This is a genomic window from Legionella fallonii LLAP-10 (assembly GCF_000953135.1).
Taxonomy (GTDB): domain Bacteria; phylum Pseudomonadota; class Gammaproteobacteria; order Legionellales; family Legionellaceae; genus Legionella; species Legionella fallonii.
Map to the genome: position 1 here is coordinate 2,335,672 of NZ_LN614827.1, position 24,034 is coordinate 2,359,705.

The following is a 24,034-nucleotide window of genomic DNA, read 5'->3' on the forward strand; positions in this document are numbered from 1 at the left end:
CAAGGAGCGAAATTGATTTCCAATGCAATCAAAAATATATTTCCACAGTTGGGACTTAGGCAAAAACAGACTAATAATATTATTTTTATTACTTTTTGGAGCCAGTTTTCCGTTTATGCGCTTAACACCATATTAATTTTATTTTTAACCCGTCCCTTGCTCGCTCATGGCCTGGGTTATAATCAAACCAAAGCCTATGCGTTCATCGGGGTTACTCAGGCGACAGGGTATTTAATGCCTATTTTAGGCGGTTACATGGCAGATAATGTCATCGGTGTTCGCAGAGCCATATTACTCGGAAGTATCATGTTAGCCTGCGCCTATTTGTTAATAATGCTTAGTGGATATACGATTACTTCTGTAGGAGACCAATTATTTATAGCTGCCTATGCCTTTGTTCCTGCGACTAATTCGTTATTAATGGGTACTGCCTCCAGCATGGTTTCCCATATTTATGCCGATGATGCGATTAAAGCTAAATCAGCGATGACTTATTATTATATGGCGATTAACGTTGGAGCTCTTCTAGCCACGCTCATCGCTCCAGCATTGTTAGAGAGTAGTTATGGCCCGCTGTCTATACTCACCTTGACTTTTGTTGGTAAATCAATTGCTGCATTAAATTTTGCTAAACGTTATTCAATTTATGACTCTGTTATTTGGGGTAAAGATAAAGAGCGATTTGTTCAACAAGATATAATGAAATTGGTCGCATATATTGCCATTATTTATGCGCTCACCCTATTTGCTTATTCCCATGTCTATATTGCAAGCACCCTTATTAGTTTAGGATGTGCTTTAAGTATATTTTGGTTTTTAGTAAAAACGCTGAAACTCGAAGGAGAAGCGCGCAGTAAACAAATCATAGCCATTTTATTGATTTTGGAAGCTGTAATATTTTTTATTATTTACAACCAAATGAGCAGCACTGTCATTTTGTTTGCAAAAAATAATTCAAACCATAATTTATTTGGTTTGACCGTATCTCCTGCCCAATACCAAATGCTAAACCCTTTATTGATCTTATTAATAGGTAGCCAACTCCCTCGTTTTTATCGTTTCTTTTATCGTTTCACCATCCCTTATCAATTTGCATCAGGAACTATGCTTGCTGGAGTTTCTCTTCTAGTCTTAGCATTTGCTGCATGCATCGCTACCGGTGGAGTAGTGAATGGTAATTATATCGCCTTAACTTACATCTTAGTTACCATTGCCGAATTATGGGTCAGCGCTATAGGGTTAAGCATGATAGGCCTATATTGTGATAATCAGGCAATTGCTTTTGCTATGGGGGTTTGGTACATAGCTAGCTCTATGGCTAATGCCATTTCCGGAAGAATCGCAGGATGGGTGGCCATACCGGAAACGATCAAATCGCCAGTGGAAAGTCTGTCTTACTATAAAAACTATTACCTGATTATGGGGATAAGCGCGCTTGTAATAGGGGCGCTGATGTGTGTTATGGCTTTTTATTTGCAGCGAGCGATGAGAAGAAAAGGCATCGAGCTGGTATGAGTCATACTATAGTGAAGCAACGTGAGTTTCGGATAAGATCACGCCACAATGTAATGAAATGGCCCCATTCCCAATACGTTACACAACGGATTAAGTCGATGCTCTTCCCTGTTATTCAGGCGTATCCAAGCCTAGATTATCACGTTTAAACACTCTATCCGCCCTATAACTTGAACGCACTAAAGGACCTGAGGCCACTTCAAAAAAACCTTTTTGCAAACCTATTTGCCTTAACTCAGCAAAAGTCTCTGGGCTCACATAACGAGCAATAGGCAAATGATTTTTTGTCGGTTGTAGATATTGACCTAACGTTAAGATATCTACTTGATGAGCTCGTAAATCATCCATGGTTTGAATGATCTCTTCATCTGTTTCCCCTAAGCCTAACATTAAACTGGTTTTTGTTAAAACATCAGGCCTATATTGTTTCGCAAACGCAAGAACCTTCAACGTTTGGTGATAGCCAGCTCTATTATCCCTAACAGGATGAGTGAGACGTTCGACCGTTTCGACATTCTGAGCAAAGACATCTACCCCACTATCCAATAATGCAGCTACATCGCGCTCTACTCCTTGAAAATCAGGAGTTAGTGCTTCTATTTTAGTATGAGGAGAACGCTTTTTTATGGCTCGTATTGTTTGTGCATAATGATTGGCTCCGCCATCAGGAAGGTCATCCCTATTCACCGAAGTTAACACGACATAATCCAAGTTCATTAGAGCCACTGTATTAGCCGTATTTTCTGGTTCTGCTGTATCAAGCCATCCATGTGGATTCCCTGTATCTACTGCACAAAAACGACAGGCTCGTGTACATACCGCCCCCATTAACATAATAGTTGCTGTGCCATGTGACCAGCACTCAGCAATGTTAGGGCATTTAGCTTCTTCACATACTGTAGCTAATCGATGCTTTCGAACTTGTTCTTTGACCTGAGCGTATGCTGGAGAGGTATGATTGACAATGCGCAACCATTTCGGTTTTGGCAAGCGCTCATGAGCCTGATCTGTTGATTTTACCCCATCCTTAATTGCGGTTATTCCCTGTGATGTTTTATATTTCTGTCCACTCTCTACAACAACGGGAATATCAATGAGTTTACTCATGGTAACACCTGAAAAACAAAGAATAATGATGATCCCAAATCAGAGTAATAAGATCAAGTCGAATTTGTAGCGCACCAAGGATTGTTATATAAGCTATAAAACTTCGATACGATTGCGTCCTGTATTTTTAGCTTTATAAAGTGCATCATCTGCACGCATAAATAAAGACTCAATATCATCACCTTTTTTAATGGTCGTTAAACCAAAAGATATGGTCACATCAACTTTATGGTCGCGGTACACAAACTGACACTCATCAATGAGTTTACGTAACTTCTCAAGAATAGCCTGTGCCGCTTTACTGGAGGTTTTCTCAAATATAAAAACAAACTCTTCGCCACCAACTCGTGCAATAAAATCGGAGTTGCGAATAGATGATTTAAAAATCGTAGCCACTTTTTTTAATACTTTATCACCAGCCAAATGTCCAAAATTATCATTAATATGTTTAAAACGATCGAGATCCCCTATCGCAAGTGATAGCTCATTAGAGCTTCTCTTCCAACGCTGAAATGAATCTACGATATGTTCATCATAAGAATCGCGATTGGGCAGCCCTGTTAAACTATCATGATTAATTCTATATTTTTGAAAAGAAAGAATATTCTTAATTTCCTCAGCATTTTGCTCAGATTCAGATAGCTTTGTCTGCAACTCCATAACTTGCTTCTGATATTCCATTTCCCGCTTGTGCTCATTCTTACGGTATTCTTTGATTCGATCGCCTATCATATCAAGATTTTGTTTTACTTTAATAGATAGTTCTTCTATGCCTTTTGAGTTATCAAAGTGATTCTTGATTTGATTAATATTATCTTGTATCCCATGCTCTAATTGGCGACTATCTTTAAATGCTTGTTGATGGGCATCCTCAGTCACTTTTAAAAAAATATTAAAATCATGCAATTGATTGGTTAACTGCTGTAAAAAACCTTTAAAACGATTCTGTTCTACATTAAATGCGTCAACAACAAGCTCTGTTAATCCATCGATAATTTTACTCAATCCCTCGCTCGTTAGCTGCTGCTCCAAACTGCTTTTAATCTTTTCTCTTTTTGCATCTAAATCATGTGGAATAGATAAATGATTCAGTAGCTGTTGTAAACTCTCATTAACCTTAATACCAACTTCAATCCAATCAGTTTCTTTAGCGCCATTTTGTTTCAGAACTTGGGCTGACTCCTCCAAATCCTTTATTACAGAAGAAACACATTGGGTTAATACTTCATTAAAGTGAACTAAAATAGCCTGACTTTCTATTTCAGTATTCAACATCTTCTGTAATTTGCTTATTGCTCTTTTATCATGAGATTTTTTAGCCAAACGACTAATAGACTCTGTTCCTTGTTTAATAAGCTTGGTAATGGTTTTCGTATTTTCTATTCTTTTCTTTTGTATTTTTGCAGGCATTTGAGCTAAATACTGAACCTTTTGCTCTAATGCATCGGAGTCAAACTCAGCATCCAATTGATTACGTAACTGTGTTAAATGATCATCCATTTCATAATTGACCCCAGACGAATTAATGATCAATTGATTGATAACATCCTTAAATGCATTAATCTGTAACTGCATCTTATCGCACTTAAGCTCATATTGACTGATAGTATTAACAATCTTTTTCTTTAATTCCTGATCTATCATTTAAGCAGTCCTTTTGATGATTTGCTTGCTCTTTTCTGTGCTTTACGATTTCAAGTAATAATTTTGAATGTGTTCCGTCACAAAATGGAGGATTTTTTGTCTGTTTGCAATTGCAAAAATATATTTCTTCATTAAGTTCCGCTACATAAGACACACATTGATTACCACAATCATTCCTATCACAAAGTGGTTGAGTCTTACTTTTCCCGCAGCCACACCATAGATATTTTTTACCACTTTCTACTTCGATGGCAATAGGAAATAAATGTTTATATTCTGACTCTGAATCCATTTTAGAGACTTCTCCATAAACAATAAATTACTTTCTACCTCATGATCAAGTGTACGCTATAAATCTAAAAATGGTCAAAAAATAAAAATATTAAGAAGCCCTAAATTTACTCAAAAATAAACCAGCGATAATCACGCATAATAGTACAAATAATGACATTAATAAATTAGACAAAACCGGGGGATATATTATTAAAAATAATGCCGCGGCCATAATGTACAATAGTCCCACGGGTTGTAGACGTTGTTCCCAATTAGCCAGACGTTTCATTTTGATCAAACTCACGTACAAAATAAGCATCAATATTAAAGGCGCTAAGTACATCATTTGATAGGCAAATTGGTACAATCCTGTCCTAATACTAGAGATATGCTGGTTATATAACCATTGTTGGAATATATAGGACCAATTCATCAAACAAGTTTGCTGATAAGCTTGGGTCACAAAACCTAATAGAAGTGCCAATAAATAAAATAACTTAGGTGCGGTTTTCTTTCTATAATATTGACCTGCCAGATAAAAGGCAAATAAGCCTATGATTGCTGCAGGCCATCTGAACCATGGAAGCCACTCATAAAAAGCATTAGTAAAAGTCTGTTGCGTAAAATGGACTAAACCTATGGCTAAAATATATAAAGAACCAGAAATTATCTGTCTCTTACGACTATCTTGCATAAAGAGAAGAGCAAAAAAACCACCAATAGAAAACAAAGCGCAAGGATTAAACGCATCCATAAGGGCAACAACAGTTAAATATTTACCTGCAGTTGGGTGTTCTATCATTCCTGAATCGAATAAATTAGCATTAGCCCAACGTCGTAAAACACCGATATTGGTGGACGTAAGTTCACCTTTTTCCTCAATCTGTTGTTTGCAATAATTCAATGCGTGAAGAAGATCTTTTCCCGTCGTCTCAGCCGTAGCGAAGCCAACCCACCTTGAATTACAAAAAAATATGGATGGAACCGCAAAGTCACTCATTTGTTGATCATTTAATAATTGATTAAAGCGAACTAATGCATTCTTGTCTTTATCAATAATATAACGGTTTACATGTAACCAAGGAGTTGTAGTTTCTGTTTCTTTAAAAAATGCATCTGCTTTATGACAATGAGGACATGTAGAAGATAAAAACAACTCTACGTTAAGAATAATCTTATTGCCTGCATCCTTTGTATACCATAGAGAAGATGAGTTATTTGCCCATAAACTGGTAGTGAATAGGAATATAATCACTAAATATCTAAATGCAACACGCATAAATACATTCACTTGTATGAAAAACATTACTATAACATTGTGCTTGCATTTTATGAAATTTTATATTTTTCAACGAGTTGATATTTTCTCAATCACTATGCAAATAATATAAGAGGTGCTACATTCTCTTATTGAAAATAAACACTCTCTTGGATATCTTTATCAACCAAAACTGCTGACTATCGGGCAATATAATTTTCTAAATGCTCTATCTCTCTCGCTTTAGTTTCTAAAATATGAAAAAGTACGTCACCTATAGATAAAATAGAGACCAGCTCATCCCCTTCATAAATTAATATATGCCTTCTTCGGGTATCCGTCATGGCCTGCATTGCCATTTCTACTGTGTCGTGCGGACTGAGCACTGTTACTTTAGAAGAAACTACTTCCGAAACTTTGGTTGTATTGATATCCATCCCTTGATGCAAACATGAAAATACTATATCTCGTTCACTCACTATCCCAATTAATTTATCGTTCTCATCACGAACAACTAAGGCACCAATATTATACTCTGCCATCAGCTCAATACACTGTTTTACAGTATCTTCGGGTTTAATAAAAAAAATCTTTCGAGCAGGCCTCGGGAGAACATTATGAATTAGATTAGCCATTTCTTTCTCCATGAAAATAATGAATATTATGTACGTCGCTGTATAAATATAGCACAAATAACCATGCAAAACGGGCTTCCTTTAATTTTAAATACAATCATATTAGCGTTTTTAAGCTGCTCATCGGACAATACTTTTTAACTCTATTCCTCCCATTGATTAAGGATCTTTAAAAATTCTCATCACTGTCAAAGTTTAATACTATGCATTTCCTAGAAATACGGAAAAAATTACACCTCTGGCCAATCATCGAGAGTACGTTGAAAAATTTCCTGTACCTCAGCAATATGGCAATTAATGTCTTTAACGTTCCACTTTGTCACATCGAATGGAGGTAGCACGCACACCTGCACCGTACCCGGCCGAAATAGTAACGAATTTCTCATCATCATCTCGTAGTCATTGCGAATGACCACCGGCACAATAGGGACACCAGCTTGCATCGCTATATGAAAAGCCCCTTTCTTAAATCGACCTAACTTTGGTGTGAGGCTGCGCGTCCCTTCTGGCGCTATCACGATGCTCAATCCCTCCCGAAGTTTATCAATAACCGGCTCCATCGCCTCTATGGCGCTGTGAGTATCGTTACGATCAATAAATGCAAAGTCCAAAGCACGCAAGAGCGATCCTAGGATCGGAGTTTTGGCTACTTCCTTTTTCGTGATACCGGTCACCCCGTGCCTCAGAAGACTCAGTAAGACATAGCCATCAATGTAACTTTGGTGGTTAAACAAGAACACCGAGGGGCGATGTTCCCACAAATGGTTTTCTCCCTGAACATCGATGTGAACACCAGTAATAGCCAGCATGGCATCGCTACTTGTTGCACTAATCCATTCAGCCGCCATGCGTTTCTTTCCTGTCGTCACGCCATAAACTGCGCCACCAAGCGACGTTAGTACTAAGGCGCAATAAGCACCAAGGCTGCGCGCTCGTGTTGCAACTGAGGCCTTACGGCGTCTCGAGAAGTGTAACTCGCGCCAACTTTCGCTGTGTGCAACCTCGCTCAACGCGCGCTTCGGATTAACGACAGCCGCTTGTCTCACTGTCTTTAGAAAGGCAATATCTTCGTTTCCGTTGGTATAAGCATAACTGTGTGAAAGAACAATCTTGTGCGTCTTGGCAAAATCGCGTACAGCATCTGCTTTACTGCCCCCCCAAAGAGGTGCCCCATCAATGCCGCCTGTCAAACGACCATTGGCCACTCAGGATTTATTTGATTGTTATATATAAATTATATGCAAAGTACTATTGAATTTCCAAATCCCGTGGATAATTGATAATCAATAGGAAGTGATAGATACCGCCACATACAGTGCCATCCCAATAAATAGGGAATGGATATTGTACCGCTTCATCTAAATGAAAAATCCCCTCTCCGACTAGAGATTCAGGAGAGAGGATTAAATCGACAAGGCAATGGAGTTATTAACTCACTACACGCCAAGAGCCATCAGCTTGACGGCATGCTTTCCCATAAATCTGCTGAGTTTTTCCGCCGATTAAAGCTTTGGTTATGTACTCGCGGCAGGGTTGCTGCGCATGATAATAAGTTCTAGTGGGTAATACCGTATATCGATATCCTGTGTCAGGATTAGACCAAACAACTGCCTTGCCAGTTGGTGCAGTTTCTAAAGCACGTTGCATTTCTAGTCTATCTAATCTATCCATGGTTTTACCAATTTGGCCACCTAAGTAAGCTCCCAAAAGTGCGCCACCAGCTGCAGCCATCACTTTACCAGAACCACTGCCGAATTGACTCCCTAGTAATCCACCAATTACCCCACCACTGATGGTACCAACGCCTTCATTATTCATTGATGTACAACCAACTAATAAAAATGATAAAGATAATGAGGCAACAGTTAATTTTTTTATCATAGAATCACCTGTGATTTAAGGGTTATAAAACCGGTTGTCATTCTACCATCACGTTCAGTTATTATCCATAATTAATTTTGACGAACATGGCCGCCCTTCAAGAGCTACATGGATGTATTTAGCGTGATTGTTGTATTCATAGTACAACCCCTTAGCTTAGTGCGTCGATTTTAACGCACCCTATCAGTAATTTGGCAAAGTAACTCATAACCAATAGTGCCCGCAGATTGTGCAACACGTTCCACAGCAATGTGCGCCCCCCAAAGTTCAACGGCATCACCGATTTGAACTTCAGGATGGTCGGTTAAATCAACAGTTAACATATCCATGGATACCCTGCCCACTACAGGCACTTCACGCCCCTTTATCCACACAGGAGTATTCGCTGCAATATGTCTGGGATAACCATCGCCATAACCTACTGGTACGACGCCAATAATCGAGGGCCTATGACTACTCCAAGTTCCGCCATAACCGACTTGAGCTAATGGAGGATTATGATGAATAGCACTAATCGCTGACACAAAATGCATTACAGGTCTTAATCCTAACTCGCTAGCATTTCTGCTAGCAAAAGGTGATACGCCATACAACATAATGCCTGGTCGTATCACATCAACATGCACTTGAGGAAAAGAAATAATTGCTGCTGAATTTGCCATGCTACGCAACGCAAAACCAGGAATATTTACTTCTTGAAATAAAGCCATTTGCTGTTCATTTTCTGCTCGTTCAGGTTGATCGGAGCAAGCAAAATGACTCATTAAACCAATCTGCTTATCAACCCAAGAACAAGAGGTCAGAGCATGCATTACCTCGGGTAACTCGTGAGTTTTAAACCCTAAGCGATGCATACCTGTATTTACTTTAACCCAGATATTAATGGGTTTAACTGTAGGATTATTTAATAACCAACGCAATTGCTGGGCATGATGGATGATACAGGCAAATTGAAATTGTGCGACAACGTTATATTCCTCTTGGGAAAATACTCCTTGATTCAACATGCATTGAGTTCGACTGCCCATAGCACGAATCGCTAACGCCTCCTCCAAACAGGCAACACCAAAGGCATCTACTCGCCCATCTAAGACAGGAACTACCTCGCTGATTCCGCAGCCATAAGCATTTGCCTTGACCATAGCATATATTTGCTTATTAGGGGCAAAACGTTTTATTTGTTCCAGATTATGAACCAAGGCACTATGGTCTATTAGTATTTTCGTAGGTCTTGACACGTTAGTCTGCTCCTTGATACCCACTAAAAGCTAAATCCTCAAATCGAGTATATTTACCTATGAAGGCCACACGTACTTTTCCTATGGGGCCATTCCTTTGCTTAGCAATAATAATTTCTGCAGTCCCTTTATCTGGACTGTCTTCGTTATAAACTTCATCCCTATAAATGAAACAGATCAAATCAGCATCCTGCTCAATCGCACCAGACTCCCTTAAATCAGACATAACCGGGCGTTTATCTGCTCTTTGCTCAAGACTCCGGTTTAACTGGGATAACGCAATAACAGGAACTTGTAATTCCTTTGCCAGAGATTTAAGACTGCGTGAAATTTCAGAGATCTCTGCGGTTCTGTTTTCTGCATTAAATCCGGGTATTTTCATCAATTGTAAATAATCCACAACGATAAGTCCCAATGCACCATGCTCTTTTGCTAAACGTCGAGCCCTTGCTCTCATTTCCGCGGGACTTAAAGCAGGAGTATCATCTATAAATAAAGACGCTTCCGAAAGCATATGAACCGCCGAAGTGACTCTCGGCCAATCATCGTCGTCTAATTTACCCGTTCTAATCCTATGCTGATCAATACGTCCAAGAGAAGACATCATCCTCATTGCCAAAGAATCAGAAGGCATTTCCATCGAAAAAACCAGGACGGGCTTATTCACTTTAATGGCTGCGTGCTCGGCCATATTCATTACTAAGGTTGTTTTACCCATAGATGGTCGACCGGCCACAATGACTAAATCGGAAGGCTGCAAACCAGAGGTCATCTCATCAAGATCAGACAATCCTGTAGCAAGACCAGTGATCGCATCGGTACTGTGATATAGTTGATCTATCTTTTCTACCGTGCGTACGAGAATGGACTTAATCGCTTCAGGGCCACCATCACCACCAGTTTGTTCCCCAATGGCAAATACTTTTGTTTCAGCAAAATCTAATAACTCAGGAACTTCTCTTCCACTAGGATTATAAGCGGAATCAGCAATTTCTGTTGCCACTGCAATAAGCTGTCTTTGAACCGATTTTTCTCTTACTATGTCGGCGTAAGCGGTAACATTGGCCACACTAGGGGTGTTATTAGCCAATTCAAATAAATAAGCTTCCCCTCCAGCATCATCTAGCTCATTATGGGATTTCAATGCATCCAAAAGAGTAACCACATCAAAGGGTTGTTCCTTTTTTACCAAGGCGGCAATAGTTTTAAATAAAACTTTATGCTCTGTACGATAAAAATCAGCTTCACATAATTTAGTGCTTATTTTATCCCAGACTTGGTTATCAAGCATCAAACCACCAATAATGGATTGCTCTGCCTCTGCGGAATGAGGTGGGCGCTTTAATGGATCGACTGTCTTTTTTGCACTTTGCAGATCTAACATAAGAGTAACACGATAGTTAAGTTTAGAAAAAATCAATATGGGCTATTGTATAGGGTCTGGAAACAAATCGCTAGTTTGAACCAAGTCTGTGACTCCTAATAATTAAAAAAAGACACACTGATGTGTGTCTTTTATCATTACAATTTATTAGGTCTATTGGGTGGCTGTTTATTTAACCCAGGTTTGAGTGCGGCCAAGCATTGATACGCCAACATAACCTCTGACATAAAGCTTATTGCCTTCAAGTGTCATTTTAGCTTTGTAAATCTTGCCTGATTTTGGATCCAGAATAGAACCACCACTCCATACGCCATTACCTTGGTCTTTTAGTCCCCAAACAAAGCGTAGTCCTTGAATCTTTTTACCCTTAAAGGCACCAGGACAATTAACACAAATTCCAGTGTCGCCTGGTTGAGGATATACTTTCACTATGGTTCCACTTAAAGTACCGCCTGAAATAGAAATGTTAACCACAGCTCTTTTTTGCCCTGTTTTATCATCAATCGTTGTCCATGTTCCTGCAGGGCTTCCTGCTGCCAATGCTAAAGGTAAATAGGACACGGCCAAAACAAAACCACAAAGAATTTTCCATATTTTCATAAATTATCTCCATTATTCCAATCACTTAAAGCATAAGCTATGAGCGAACACTTTACCAATTTTTTTTACAGACAAAGTTGTTGTTCTTGGTAGTGCTCTGGATTGACTGCTTCATGATTAGCAAAAATAGAAACATTTGTTACAGAGGGAGTTGCCGCCCTAAGAGTCTTATAATACCCAACGAGCACTGTTTTTTTATCATCAATAGCACCATTTTGTCGGAGAAAAGGAGCTGAAGGTAAATTCATATAGAGTTCATCAAAGGTCATTACTGAAGATTGGGTGAGTAACTTTTGGTGCCTTGTGAAAAACTGAGTGAGGCAGGTAAGAAGTAATTTCTCTGCCAAAAGAGGATTGCTCTTTGATTCAGTAATCCCAATCAACAAATCAATTGCCTTATACTCTGATTTAATACTTTGCGGCCGTTGAAACAATGCCCTAATCCATAATAACAGGTGCAGTGTCGACAGACCGTTTAATTCTTCTGGTTCACAATCCTCCCACAGCTGGCTCAAAGTTAAACATGGATTGTCTAAATCATTAGGGTGTAAAAAATACCAAAATCCATCAGCTAATATCTTATTTAGATCTTCATCAGGATCTTGAATATGAACAAAAATTTCATCAATAATCTTAGCCAAGAAATAGTCTTTTTCATCGTTACCTCGCCAAGAGTTGAATTTCCCAAAACAATTTAATAACAAGAACTTGAGCGTTTCTTGATTCTCCGGAGAAGAAAGATCTGATACTTCTTTAAGATATTCAATCGCATCTTCCGGTAGAGCATCACGACAATAACTAATGACTACTTGTTTAAACTCGAAGTATTCATCAAGTCTACCTAACTGAGATGCGGTAGGAAATAAACGTCTAATGTTTTGTTTCAATTGATTTAATCTTTTGAGTAGTGCTTCCCTTTCATCTTTTGTTATCATGTTCTCACTGAACATGTTGAATGACTTGTCAATTAACTGACACGCCACGCGATAGTACCTCTCAATTTTCCTGTTTCTTTTTAAAATGCCATTAATCTTATCCTGTTCATCAGCAGTAAAATATTCAGGCAGAGGATCTAACGTGCTTAAGGTGGTGCTTTGCTCTATAGCCGTAATTAAAACAGACCTAAGTTGCCATGGAATATTGGCCCATATCGTTGTTCCATTATTCTTATATAAACCAGTGTTTCTCAGCTGATATAAGCTAGCAATAGCCCCATTTTCAAGAAGATAACGCACAACAGACACATAGCCATTCACTACAGCAACATGTAATGGGGAAAGTGCCTTGGCATTTAATCTATTAAGATCTGCACCATAGCGATTTAATAATCTAACCGCCTCAAGATTCCCTCTGGATGCTGCGGCATGCATAGGAGTATCTTTCTCAAAAGTTGTTGCTGCATTAACTTTAGCTCCGTTAACAGCTAACAATTCTATGGTTCTAGCATGGCCACCTAAGGCAGCAGAATGCAATGGAGTAAGGCCATTAACAGCAGGTTTGTTAACTGTGGCTCCAGAATGAATCAGTAATTTCACGACTTTATTATGACCAGCGTAAGCCGCACCATGTAGGGCAATAGTACCAGTACTGCTTTCCTGATTAACATCTACTCCATGGTGGAGTAAAAACCTAGTAACATTATAATGACCATAAGACGCTGTGTTAGATAAAATACTCTCTCCATAGAAATTCTTATTAAGGACAGCCCCATGCTGATACAATAATGCAACCAGCCGCTCATAACCTCGACTTGCGGCCATATATACAGCGGTAGCTCCTCCAATTCTTACCTTATCGACCTTAGCGCCTTTGTTAATCAACAAACCAACCACCTGCGGATGGTTATTTTGCGAAGCAATCATCAATGGAGTAATGCCATAATAAAAGTAATCCGCCTTATCGACTGCAGCGCCTTGAACGATAAGAACGGGTATCTGCTCAGCCAACCCTAATAAACAAGCCCATTGCAGGCGCAAATCTATAGACATCTCTCTTTGTTTGAGAATAGTCCACACTTTTAATCTATGATCAGCAAGCCATAGGCTTTTCTCGAGCTTTTTAACACATTGACCCAATTCTTGATCATCGTCTTTCATCTGTTTCATGAGATAACGAAGGAAATCAATATCTAACACGAGGAAACTCCATTTATAAGAAAATGCTCGTTAATTATACATGGCTTTGTGATAAGCGAATATAGCGTGGACCACTCAGATTCTTTGCGCCTGAAATTTAATCATTTCAGCTTTGAACAGCTAATTTAGTTCAGTTGACGAGGAAACTCTCTTATATGCATGGGGCTAAGAAGCAATGCCAAGCTGAAGCATTTTATTTAATATTGCAAGAGTATTTTCATCCATGAAAATAGAATGAAGCTAACTAGAGTTTTAACTTTTGTTCTACTTCTTCAACTGTTTTCATTGATTCAGCTTGTTCTTGCTTGAAGAAGTTATTAACTTGACCAAAGGTGACTACGTAAATAATTGCATTAGTAATTGTTTTTAATAGATTAGTTAGATAAGTACCCCAACCCAAATCCCTTTCCAGTATGGGTCTTGCCTCATCGATCAAGGATTTACATGTGTTTTCAAAATCCTCATTCACATTTTCAATATTCATGTCCAGATTATTAAGATTAGTTAAGTAGTTGGACTTAGCGCCGTGCAATGCATTTAATAATTGCTTAGCAGTATCTTTAGCTTCTTTAAAATAATGCTGATCAATACCACCAACTTTTTGTGCTAGGTCATCTAATATACTGTTAATTTTATTCTCTTTTGAGCTTATAAATCCTTTGCGTCGTTGTTGCTCATGCTGGTATCGTCCTTCAGAGGAAATTTGATTTTGTTTAAATAGTTGTATTAAGTTGTTATAACGCGAAGGATCTCCACTTTTTTTCCAGGCATCGGAGGGATTATCACGATACTCATAACCCACAATTTGATTACTTTGAATCACTAGTCGTTTATTGCCACCTGTATGATAATATTGAGCCTCTTGTCCTGTTGAAGGTACTGGCATAGCCCATCCTTAAACTGACAACAATAAAATATATTCCAAGTATAGAGCTTATTTGTTAAGAGAATATTAAAAACAGCGTCTCACAGGGAGAGAGCAAGGAAGAGGAATCAAGCACATACCGTATTAGCGCAGCGCAATACAAACATCACCAGAACAGTGAACATTCAGATTTGAGTGCAGGTTAAACGCTCGACCCCTGCTGAAAAGCACAGCATACATCAGTATGTGAGCATTTCAGCAGGGGTCGAGCGTTTAAGATGCGCCAAATATGAACGTTCAACCGAGGGGCATGAAAAATTGATCCAGATCCTCCTCACTCAAAGACACCGTCTTAGAGGAATCAGCAGATAATATTCCATCCACTAACTGTCGCTTTCTCTCCTGCATTCCTAAAATAGCCTCTTCCACAGTACCTGCAGTAATTAATTTATAAACAAACACGGGATTTTCTTGTCCTATCCTGTGAGTTCTATCTGTGGCTTGATCTTCAACTGCAGGATTCCACCAAGGATCGTAATGGATTACTGTATCGGCTCGAGTTAAATTCAATCCGGTTCCACCAGCTTTTAAACTAATTAAAAATATAGGGGTCTTGCCTTCTTGAAAGCGCTCCACTAAAGCTTGTCTATTTTGGGTTTGTCCTGTTAATTTTAAATATTCATATTGTTTAGCAACTAATTGATCTTCGATTAATTGCAGCATGGAAGTAAACTGAGAGAATACTAATACACGCCGCCCCTCTTCGACCAAATTATCAAGAAGCTCCATCAACGCATCTAATTTACTTGAAGTTCCATGGGCAATAGTTGCTTCCGGTAGAGATAATAATCGCGGATCACAACAGATTTGGCGCAATTTAAGTAATGCATCCAGTAATAAAATATGGCTTTTACCTAAGCCTTGCTTTGCAATGGCATCGCGAACTTTTTTCTCCATGCTCATACGAATTGCTTCATATAAATCACGCTGGGGACCAACAATTTCTATTGTACGCAGCATTTCAGTTTTAGGCGGTAATTCACTAGCCACTTGATTTTTGGTTCGTCGCAGCATAAAAGGCTTAACTCTTTTGGCTAACAACTCTCTTCTATCTAAATCGCTATATTTTTCTATAGGGGTCCTAAACCAAAGTCTAAATTGTTTCGTATCGCCTAAAAGACCAGGCATTAGAAAATGAAATAAGGACCATAGCTCTCCAAGATGGTTTTCCAAAGGTGTACCCGTCAGGCACAAACGATGAGATGCTTGTAATTGTTGAATTACTTGAGTGGTTTTGGTGCGTGCATTTTTTATAAACTGTGCTTCATCTAAGATAAGGTAATAGAATGGATAATTGACAAATTTTTCTTTATCTCTATGAATTAATCCATATGTTGAAATGACCAAATCAAAATCATCAAAATTATCCTGATGCCTTTCACTACCATGGTAAACCAACACATTGAGCTCTGGAGTAAAACGTTTTGCCTCAGCCAACCAATTACCCACTAAGCTAGTAGGGGCAATGATCAAGGTAGCATTGTTAAGTCGCCCTTGCTCTTTTTCATATTGCAAATGAGCAAGAGTTTGTACCGTTTTACCTAAGCCCATATCATCCGCTAAAACCCCACTAAAACGACTGGATCTTAAAAATTGCAACCATTTTAATCCATAATGCTGATAATCGCGCAAATTGACTTTTAAGCCAGAGGGAGGAGTAATTTCTGGTAATTCCGTTAATTGCACCAATTGTTTTAATTCATGGCGAAATTGTTCCGCTCCCTGCCATCGTGCTTTAGTAGCGGCAATCGCTAATTCGGCTTCCTGCATGAGAAGTAATTGATATTTATTAATCTCTAGATGTTGCTCTTCATTAATGTGGCGCGTACCAAATTGCAATAATAAACGGACAAGCGGTTTAATACGCCCCATTTGCAATTGTAATGCTCTACCGTCTTGCAAAGGAAGTTTGACTAACTGGGTATCTGGTAATGCATCTAAATCATTACCACTGTAACGTTGGATAAGAGTGGCGACAAGAGGTACAACACTAACTGGTTGCCCATCAACCAGAATTCCTAATTGATAAGAAAAGAAATCGGTAGTGCTTTCGTGCAGATCGGAATACCACTCTACGTCATCCGCGTTAATGACTTCTTGATATAATGTACTAGCAAATTCAACTCGCCAGCCTTTATTTTTTAAATGGGGGATTACCTTGTTATACAAAACTTCTAAGTCGGCTAATTTTTCAATATCATTTAAAACCAATAATGACTTTTCTTTTAAATCTCGCGCATACTGCTCCCACTGAGAAATAGGTCTTAAATTAATTAATTGATGTAGCTCTTGTAATTGTGACTCTTCAAAATGTATATCGCGTTTATACTCTAATAAAGTATCTCCTTGCTGGCGCACCACATGAGTACTTTCATCTCCTTGCGCAATAACTAATCCAGAATAATCAAAAGCAACTTGCGCGATAAACAAAGCATCTATCTCTTCAGCTTGATCATAAAACCAGGACACTTCCATATCAGATTCACTAAGGGTATCAAGAATTAATACCGGTGTAGGAGTTATCTCTAGTCTGTGGCGTTGCTCAAAGATTTGAGGCGTGGGAAACTCAGGGCATGTATTAGCCATTTTGCTCGCCAATAACTTAGCTTGTTCTAGAGGAATAGGTGGCGCCTCAAGTAAATGACGTAATTGTTTTACGGGATATGGAGTGTTCAAACGCCCCAGAACAACCTCCGCATCATTAAAATACCAGCACTCATCTAATAATAAAGGAGTGAGTACCGTATTTTCATGCATTAATAATAAACTTTGATTCCCATTTGCAGCGAGAACCCAACGACAAATCCCTGTTACCTCTTCTCCCATTTGAATTGGATCTTCAGCATCTATGCTAAAAAAAGCTCTTCCCGAAGAAATAATTCGTGTTAAAAGCTCACTATTGCGAATGGTTAGGCGATCAAACCAACCGGAAACACCACATTTAAATAGCAATTGGGCGACAATGTCATTATCATCGCCAGTAAAATGCTGCCTTTTGGATTCTGGCAGACTATTTAAAATTACTCTTTTACCATACCCCCCACGCTTTAATAACTTCGCTAAAGCTAATTCAATAGTAACTCTATGCTCATGGCCATCCAATCTTAAGGTAACGATATAATTTAAATGATGCGTCGTTTCATGTTTTTTAACAGAAGTCTCTTCTTGCGCACGCAAATTTTTAAGCCACGTATCTAGTTTCCTATCTAATCTATCTGGATGTTGAGAGGTCATCCCTGATTCCCTATCCCTTAATGCGAATAGGCAGGCAGCAGCATGTTTGCAATTATATTGATAGGGACAGGTACAGCGAGCGGGTTTTCCCGGCCACATCTTTAAATCCATGTGAATATCATAAATCTGACTGGAACCTCCTTTAACCCGTCCTTTTAATAAGCCATCACTCAAGCGAATATTCAGTACTTGCCCTTTTTGAAAATAATCTTGGCCACGTAATAATATTTGAGGTTCAAAAACCTCCGGCATTTTTGAAATGGCTTCTTTTAACATAAGGTAGATTGATCCAGACAAAAGGATCTATTGTAGTCAATTTTTAATCTTATTGACAGTTTTGTCGTATTTATAAGCTTGATATAAAAAAGGCTTCATTAAGAAGCCTTTTATTAAACAGTAGTAATTACTATAAAGTGATTGCTGTTCTCATACTCTGCTCAGTTTCATTGTCGATGTCATCAATCTCTGATGCCGTTTCAGCCAACGCTATAGCGGAGTTAGTTATAGGTGTACCAAAGAAGGTATCATAGAAACCATGAGTCGAGAAGCCAGCAACCATTAAACCAGGTATTATAGTCAATGCAGAAATAACAGCTAATATGCCTTTAATAACCGGATGAGTCAGTTGCCATACACCACGATGTTCAGCAAACACCGGTTCTGCAGCTTGGATACTGTCATGGCAGTGTTTTTTAAATGCTTTAAAACTGTCTGCACTAGGGTTATTAAAAAAGTGTTCGGCTGCACATGCTAATTTGTCATGCAAATCTAAAGCAACAAAGGCAACTTGTTCGTATTTGCTATTTTTATCCAGCTTATAGAATAACTCTTGTACAACCGTTCCTAGATTTTTTAGCAACGCGTCATATTTTTCCTTCTGTTTGCTTAAATCCAGCTTACCTTTACTTACCTCAGACCTATCTTTTTGCTTCGGTTTACTTGCCTCTGACGTATCTATTGGCTCATCTTCTATGACAATAGACTCAGGATTTTCAGTATGCGAATGATGCTCAATCAGCTCGGCCTTAACCTCTTCCGAAGGTGTCTCTTCCATAGTAATTAAGGGGGTACTTGTTTGTTGTAGCTCACGCACATCAGTTAATGGAGTAAGTGATGGTATATTACCCAATAATAACGATTGCTCATTTTCTTGTAATGAACTATCGATGATCGTCACACTACCTCTTGCCTCAGTACCATTTGCTAACTCAACACTATTCGATGCATCCTTTAGGCGAGCAAATGTACCAATTGCGCCTTTATTTTGTTTTATCGCACCAACTACATCTTCCTTAGTTAAAATGATAGTCGCTGTTTTTTGCATTAATTGATGAATTTGAGATATTGTAAGACCTTGTGTTGGTCTTGCTCTTAAGTCCACAAGAGCTTGATTTCGTCCTTGCACCAAATCTGAAGCTGGAATACCAAAAACAGCAGAAAGACGCTCTAAATTATCTGTGGCTGATTTAATAACTAAGTTCACAAGCTCAGATAGTTCTTTTATTGGTCTTACAGTATTAGAGCCTTGAGCTAATGCCCCATCCATATTTCCTGCGCTTAAAGCAAGTTGACTTTCTTGTGATAGAACAGCATTAACACCCTGCATTAACGCGCTCACAGCAGTATCTTTACCCATCACAGCAGATAGAGCGGCCGCTTCAGCATAAGAAGTAAACGATATAGAGACATTCTTAGTCGCGCCTTGTTGTAACAGGATAGAGTAAATACGACTTATAATTTTAGGGTTATTGAGCAGATCATCAAAGTTGACATGCATAATTTTGGCATAACCATTAACCTCTGTTACAAAAGAGATATACTGCTTTTTGCCTGTTTGTAAATCGTTAAGAGTCTGAACTAATGTTCCCAGGAATTCACGAGCTAAAACGACGTCCTGAGACTTAATATTTTGATCAACATTCAGTCCTTGTAGCATTATTTGTAGTGCAGCAATTTCATTCTGAGGTAGCAAGGCACCTTCATTCGCACCAGAAATCAGTAATTTTACCCCGTCCTCAATTGTTGGCGTACCTAACAACTGTAATAATTGGGTATTACTTTGCATCAGAGCGACGAACTCTTTATTTTGCGCCAAATTTCTAACAGCATTTTGCGTCGCTGAAGGTACTGTTGATAAAAATACATCAACAAGCGAACGGCCGCTAGCAATTAGGTCATCAACTGACTGTTCATTCTTTGTGACAAATCCTTGAATTTGCTCTTCCACATTCTCAAGTAACTTATCCTCATTCTCCACGGATTCTTCTATAGCAGCTGTCGTACCAATGGACCAAACACGACCTAAAAGATTCTTGGCCAAACCAAAAGCACTACTTGTTACACCGCCCACTACTGTTCTCGCTACAGAAAAAGCGCCACCAGCAATTTTCTTACCTACGTTTACAGCAGCCCCACCTACCGTATAAACACCTTTTGCAACAAAGTTACCCGCAGTATAAGCGCCTTTTGCTGCGGTGCTACCTAGAGCATAAGCACGACTTTTTATAGAGCTACTTGGCTTATCCACAGTAGGAGTATCTTTACTTATAGGGCTAACGTCTACAAGCTGTTCTCCAACAGTAGACGGAGTATTAACTTGATTTTTATTCCTTCGTCTTTTGGGCATTTCTAAGTTCCTCTACAATTAAAATTAACACAGTATGAACTATATTTTTTCAAAAACTGCGTCAACTATACCTCAAGTTAATTAAGGTATTATTAAGAACGAGATAAGGATTTTATTTTTATTTTCACGACAGGTTTTAATCGATTCAGTACCTGCCAGCAAATAGACATCACTCAAATAACTAGACAAACCAAATAAAGATCAAAATTAGAACCGTATGTTTAAAAATAATATAGTATACTATCGATAAACAACGAGCAAAAGTATTAGACCACTTGCATAACCTGCGGATTTTGCTTGAGGGCAAGTCGCAAGTGTTTCGAGGAGCGGAGTTTACAATACGAGTAAATGAACTCCGGAGAAACACTTATAACGCTGCAATCAGGAAAAAGACGCAGTTATGCAAGAGGTCTATTCATCAATATTGGAACTAGTTTATGAGTGGTGCACTTAGCGCGAAAAAGCTCTTATCGCAATATAATGAGGAACAATATAGGGCATTTCTTCTTAATGATGAGGAACAACTGTGTTTAACGGTAACCTCCTCTGTTCCTGGCATAGGCGCATCACAACGAAAAGATAATTACAAAAAAACGATTTCCCATCCTGATAGTAGCCAGCATGTTAAATTCATCACTAAAAATGATGAAGCTCATTCTTTTGTATGGCAAACCAAGCCACAGCAATTAAAGAATGCTGTTCGATGGGGCATTATTAAAACACACTCTATCACCAGTAAAGTTATTGCAGCCTTGGGGCAATATCGAGTACTTGCTCATGAGCGAGTTGCAAAGGGGATGATCAGTAACTCTCAAGTCGTAAAATTAAAACTACTTGATTTATACCAAGATCGCTTTGAAGCATTACAAGGCATCGAATCATTAGTCAACAAAAACAATACTGCTACTGAATGTGAAACAAAACTCCTAGCCTATATAAAAAAATTAGAACAAATTAAAAGCAATTTATCCGTGTATTTTGTTGGCGTGATGAATCAATCCGGATTAGACCAGACAACCATAGAACAAATTAAAAGTGATCTGGATGCCGATATAAATAGAACTAGCCTCTATATCAACGCCCTAAGAAATACGGCCAATATAACCTCTTATACCGCGGCTCGAGGACAAAATTCTATGATGACGTTTGTCAAAGAGCAAATGATCCATGGACTTTATGAATTACAAGGAGTTAATCAAGATCTAACCTACAGTAATCGACGCGAATTTGCTTTAACACGCGGAGAATTAAACGATTTTATCGAGGATGCCCGCAAAGAAATTGATGATCACCAACCGGATATTCGTAATGCGATCACAGCAAAACATCATGGGTTCTTTTCTGAAGATAATGACTCTAGACCTGTTTGTAAACTCGCAGGGGAGGATAAAGAGGCTGCGCTCAAAACCGGAGTATACACTAAGGATTTGAGCGCCAGATCAACGAAGCAATTCGCCCGCTCAGTAGAGTTTCCGGACAGCCCTACTCTTATTTCCTATGATTTTTCTGAGGATGAGTTAACGCCTCAAAGAGAACGAGAAATATTACTCGCCATAAGTTTCATTGAAGGATGGGACAAATTCGATAGCCAATCGCTTACGGTAAGTAATCACTACGGAACCGAGTCACTAGATATCTACAATGCTACGAAATGGAAAAATCATCGCAATTTTACTGCTTTTGCCAAAAGCATTGGTTTTTACATTGTGAATTTTTTTAAAAGTATTGTTCTCCCAACCAAACCATGGGAAGAAGAATCTTGGTCTAATGATAATTTTCATTTAATCGCTAAAGCGCTTCGCGAACATAGCTCGTCTAATGAACCCATGTGGCAAAAACCGATTAAACTATTCAAACAAATAGGTTATGTATTTGCTGATATTTACAACGGAGTACGTGATTTTGGCACTGACTTAGTTATTAAACTACCGGACACTTTAGTGAATGATTGGAATTCATGCAACGAACCGCCTCCCCTATCAAAAGTATTAGAGAAATCAACAACAGAACTTGAAGAAATTAAAGGTATAGAAGAAGAGCGCCTAAGAAAAATATTAGAGCGTTGCATGATTACCCCTTCTGAACACCATAAGCCTCAAAGTAAATTTGCCGCAGTGGAATATGCTCTGACTGCAGGGGAACAAAATGATATTTTAACCGCAATGGCCCGTGGACTTAATGATTTTGCTGCAGTTTTTAGCCATAATCTTTACGCTAAAGATCCTATAGGCGGTCTGGTTTTTACTGCAGCTTTTGCCGTTGGTGCTGGAGCCATTTACTTGCCAACAGCAACAGCATCAGTTTTTGGCACCGCTTATGTTAATTGCTTTAGCAATTTCGCTTACTCCCTAGGCTCTTCTAAATTAACCGCGCTTGTTTCCGGAGGTTCAACTCAAGCCCAACTTCTTGCGACGGGATGGGATAGTTTAATGCATGGCCCAAGTGGTTTAGCAACTAATGCATTATATAAGGTAGGTGAAGATCCGCTCACTGTCGGAGCCTATATCGCAACCGCTACAGGAATAGGTTATGTTCTGGCTAATGGTATTGCAGGTTACCCTATTCCTATAATAAGTGACTTTCTAAAAGAAGATTTAGGCCCTTCCCCTGAAACTAGTTATCCATTTATCGGAGCCAAGGTTGCTCTATTACTTTATGAAAGCTTGTTACATCACAAAGACCGACAGTTTCCTCCACCAGAGATAACACCTGAATTAATAGCTATGGCTCGCTCATTACAATCCACTAATCCCGAGCATCAAAAAATAATCAATCGATTTCTTTTAGCTTCTTGGATAGCGGCTAATGCAGGGGCTATTCCTAAACTAAACCAGCATTTATTGTTTAATCTGTCGCGCCAGATTGATATCCTTTTTGATAAACAACAAAGTAAATCACTTAATAAAATACTTTATCCAGAAGCAAGTCATTCCATTGCTTATCAACTATTTGCTATTCCCCTAGCTTACATTCCAACAGTTTCGCGTTTTATTATCTCATTTGTACTTAGCGCTTTTGCTTTAGGGAGTGGTAAAGCCCTGCCTTTCGAGCCTATCAAGAGAGCATCATTAGATTTATATGACAAAATAAGCAAGGATTTAAGTAGATTACTCGTGTTTGCAACCCATATGCTCTATCTGGTCTATACCGCGTTGAGTACATTGGTAAAACCACTTGTTTATACATTCAATATGTTATTCGGCCGTATCGCTGCTTTTTTTGATATAAAACCAGGACATGGCTTTCACAAAGTATTTGCGGCAAGCCATACCTTTTTTAGAAACATAGGTGAATTTTTATATCCAACACAAATAATCAAAGATGCCACTGTAGCCCACCCAACGAACACTATTATGCAAACCGAAGAGTCTTATAAAAAATTATTAACACAAATAGGTGAAGTTAAAGCTATTTCAACAGAAAAACCGCTTTCGGCAAATCCTGGGCATTTTTCACTAACATTTAGTGTTGGCAACAAAAACAAGTCTAGAAAGACTATTGAGCAAAATGATCAAAATGCTCAAGATACTTCTTTAGTGTTGTAATGCTATTGCATACATTAGACCTTTTCCTCACCAC

16 protein-coding genes are annotated in these 24,034 nt (G+C 38.7%); 2 read left to right on the forward strand and 14 right to left on the reverse strand.

All coding sequences use genetic code 11. The annotated features are described in order from the left end of the window. Positions 1-12 precede the first annotated feature (12 nt). On the forward strand, positions 13-1,515 hold the full coding sequence (locus LFA_RS09415) for a peptide MFS transporter (protein WP_045095963.1): 1,503 nt from the start codon (positions 13-15) through the stop codon (positions 1,513-1,515). 111 nt (positions 1,516-1,626) lie between these two features. On the opposite strand, the gene lipA is transcribed toward LFA_RS09415, so the two are convergent. The 14 genes from lipA to LFA_RS09485 all read right to left on the reverse strand — a co-directional run bounded on the left by lipA (position 1,627) and on the right by LFA_RS09485 (position 20,455). Continuing rightward, on the reverse strand, positions 1,627-2,622 hold the full coding sequence (lipA, locus tag LFA_RS09420) for a lipoyl synthase (RefSeq protein ID WP_045095964.1): 996 nt from the start codon (positions 2,620-2,622) through the stop codon (positions 1,627-1,629). Between the two features lie 93 nt (positions 2,623-2,715). Further along, positions 2,716-4,266, reverse strand: coding sequence for a GGDEF domain-containing protein (locus LFA_RS09425; protein ID WP_045095965.1), 1,551 nt, complete (start codon positions 4,264-4,266; stop codon positions 2,716-2,718). Next, entirely contained in the window at positions 4,232-4,558 is a 327-nt protein-coding gene (locus tag LFA_RS09430) for a CDGSH iron-sulfur domain-containing protein (protein ID WP_045095966.1), read from the reverse strand. The genes LFA_RS09425 and LFA_RS09430 overlap by 35 nt, the downstream gene beginning before the upstream one ends. A 90-nt stretch (positions 4,559-4,648) precedes the next feature. Next, positions 4,649-5,818, reverse strand: coding sequence for a thioredoxin domain-containing protein (locus LFA_RS09435; protein ID WP_045097526.1), 1,170 nt, complete (start codon positions 5,816-5,818; stop codon positions 4,649-4,651). 179 nt (positions 5,819-5,997) lie between these two features. After that, entirely contained in the window at positions 5,998-6,432 is a 435-nt protein-coding gene (locus LFA_RS09440; protein WP_045095967.1) for a CBS domain-containing protein, read from the reverse strand. Between the two features lie 230 nt (positions 6,433-6,662). Continuing rightward, complete coding sequence (locus tag LFA_RS09445; RefSeq protein WP_052673924.1) at positions 6,663-7,637, reverse strand: 1-acyl-sn-glycerol-3-phosphate acyltransferase; 975 nt, start codon at positions 7,635-7,637, stop codon at positions 6,663-6,665. 223 nt (positions 7,638-7,860) lie between these two features. Further along, on the reverse strand, positions 7,861-8,310 hold the full coding sequence (locus tag LFA_RS09450; protein ID WP_045097527.1) for an RT0821/Lpp0805 family surface protein: 450 nt from the start codon (positions 8,308-8,310) through the stop codon (positions 7,861-7,863). Between the two features lie 173 nt (positions 8,311-8,483). Beyond that, positions 8,484-9,551: an alanine racemase gene (alr, locus tag LFA_RS09455; protein ID WP_045095969.1), complete on the reverse strand. Its 1,068-nt coding sequence runs from the start codon at positions 9,549-9,551 to the stop codon at positions 8,484-8,486. Position 9,552: 1 nt separating this feature from the next. Further along, positions 9,553-10,935, reverse strand: coding sequence for a replicative DNA helicase (gene dnaB, locus LFA_RS09460; protein ID WP_045095970.1), 1,383 nt, complete (start codon positions 10,933-10,935; stop codon positions 9,553-9,555). Between the two features lie 168 nt (positions 10,936-11,103). Beyond that, a complete protein-coding gene (locus tag LFA_RS09465; protein WP_045095971.1) occupies positions 11,104-11,535 on the reverse strand; it encodes a DUF2147 domain-containing protein in 432 nt (143 codons plus the stop codon). Between the two features lie 65 nt (positions 11,536-11,600). After that, complete coding sequence (locus tag LFA_RS09470) at positions 11,601-13,670, reverse strand: ankyrin repeat domain-containing protein (RefSeq protein WP_045095972.1); 2,070 nt, start codon at positions 13,668-13,670, stop codon at positions 11,601-11,603. 244 nt (positions 13,671-13,914) lie between these two features. Continuing rightward, a complete protein-coding gene (locus LFA_RS09475) occupies positions 13,915-14,556 on the reverse strand; it encodes a hypothetical protein (protein ID WP_045095973.1) in 642 nt (213 codons plus the stop codon). Positions 14,557-14,832: 276 nt separating this feature from the next. Then, positions 14,833-18,105, reverse strand: a complete 3,273-nt coding sequence (locus tag LFA_RS09480) for a DEAD/DEAH box helicase (protein WP_045095974.1) — start codon at positions 18,103-18,105, stop codon at positions 14,833-14,835. Between the two features lie 130 nt (positions 18,106-18,235). Next, positions 18,236-20,455, reverse strand: a complete 2,220-nt coding sequence (locus LFA_RS09485; RefSeq protein ID WP_045095975.1) for a hypothetical protein — start codon at positions 20,453-20,455, stop codon at positions 18,236-18,238. 437 nt (positions 20,456-20,892) lie between these two features. Between LFA_RS09485 and LFA_RS09490 the strand changes: the two genes are divergently transcribed. Next, complete coding sequence (locus tag LFA_RS09490; RefSeq protein ID WP_045095976.1) at positions 20,893-24,000, forward strand: hypothetical protein; 3,108 nt, start codon at positions 20,893-20,895, stop codon at positions 23,998-24,000. The last annotated feature ends 34 nt before the right edge of the window (positions 24,001-24,034 follow it).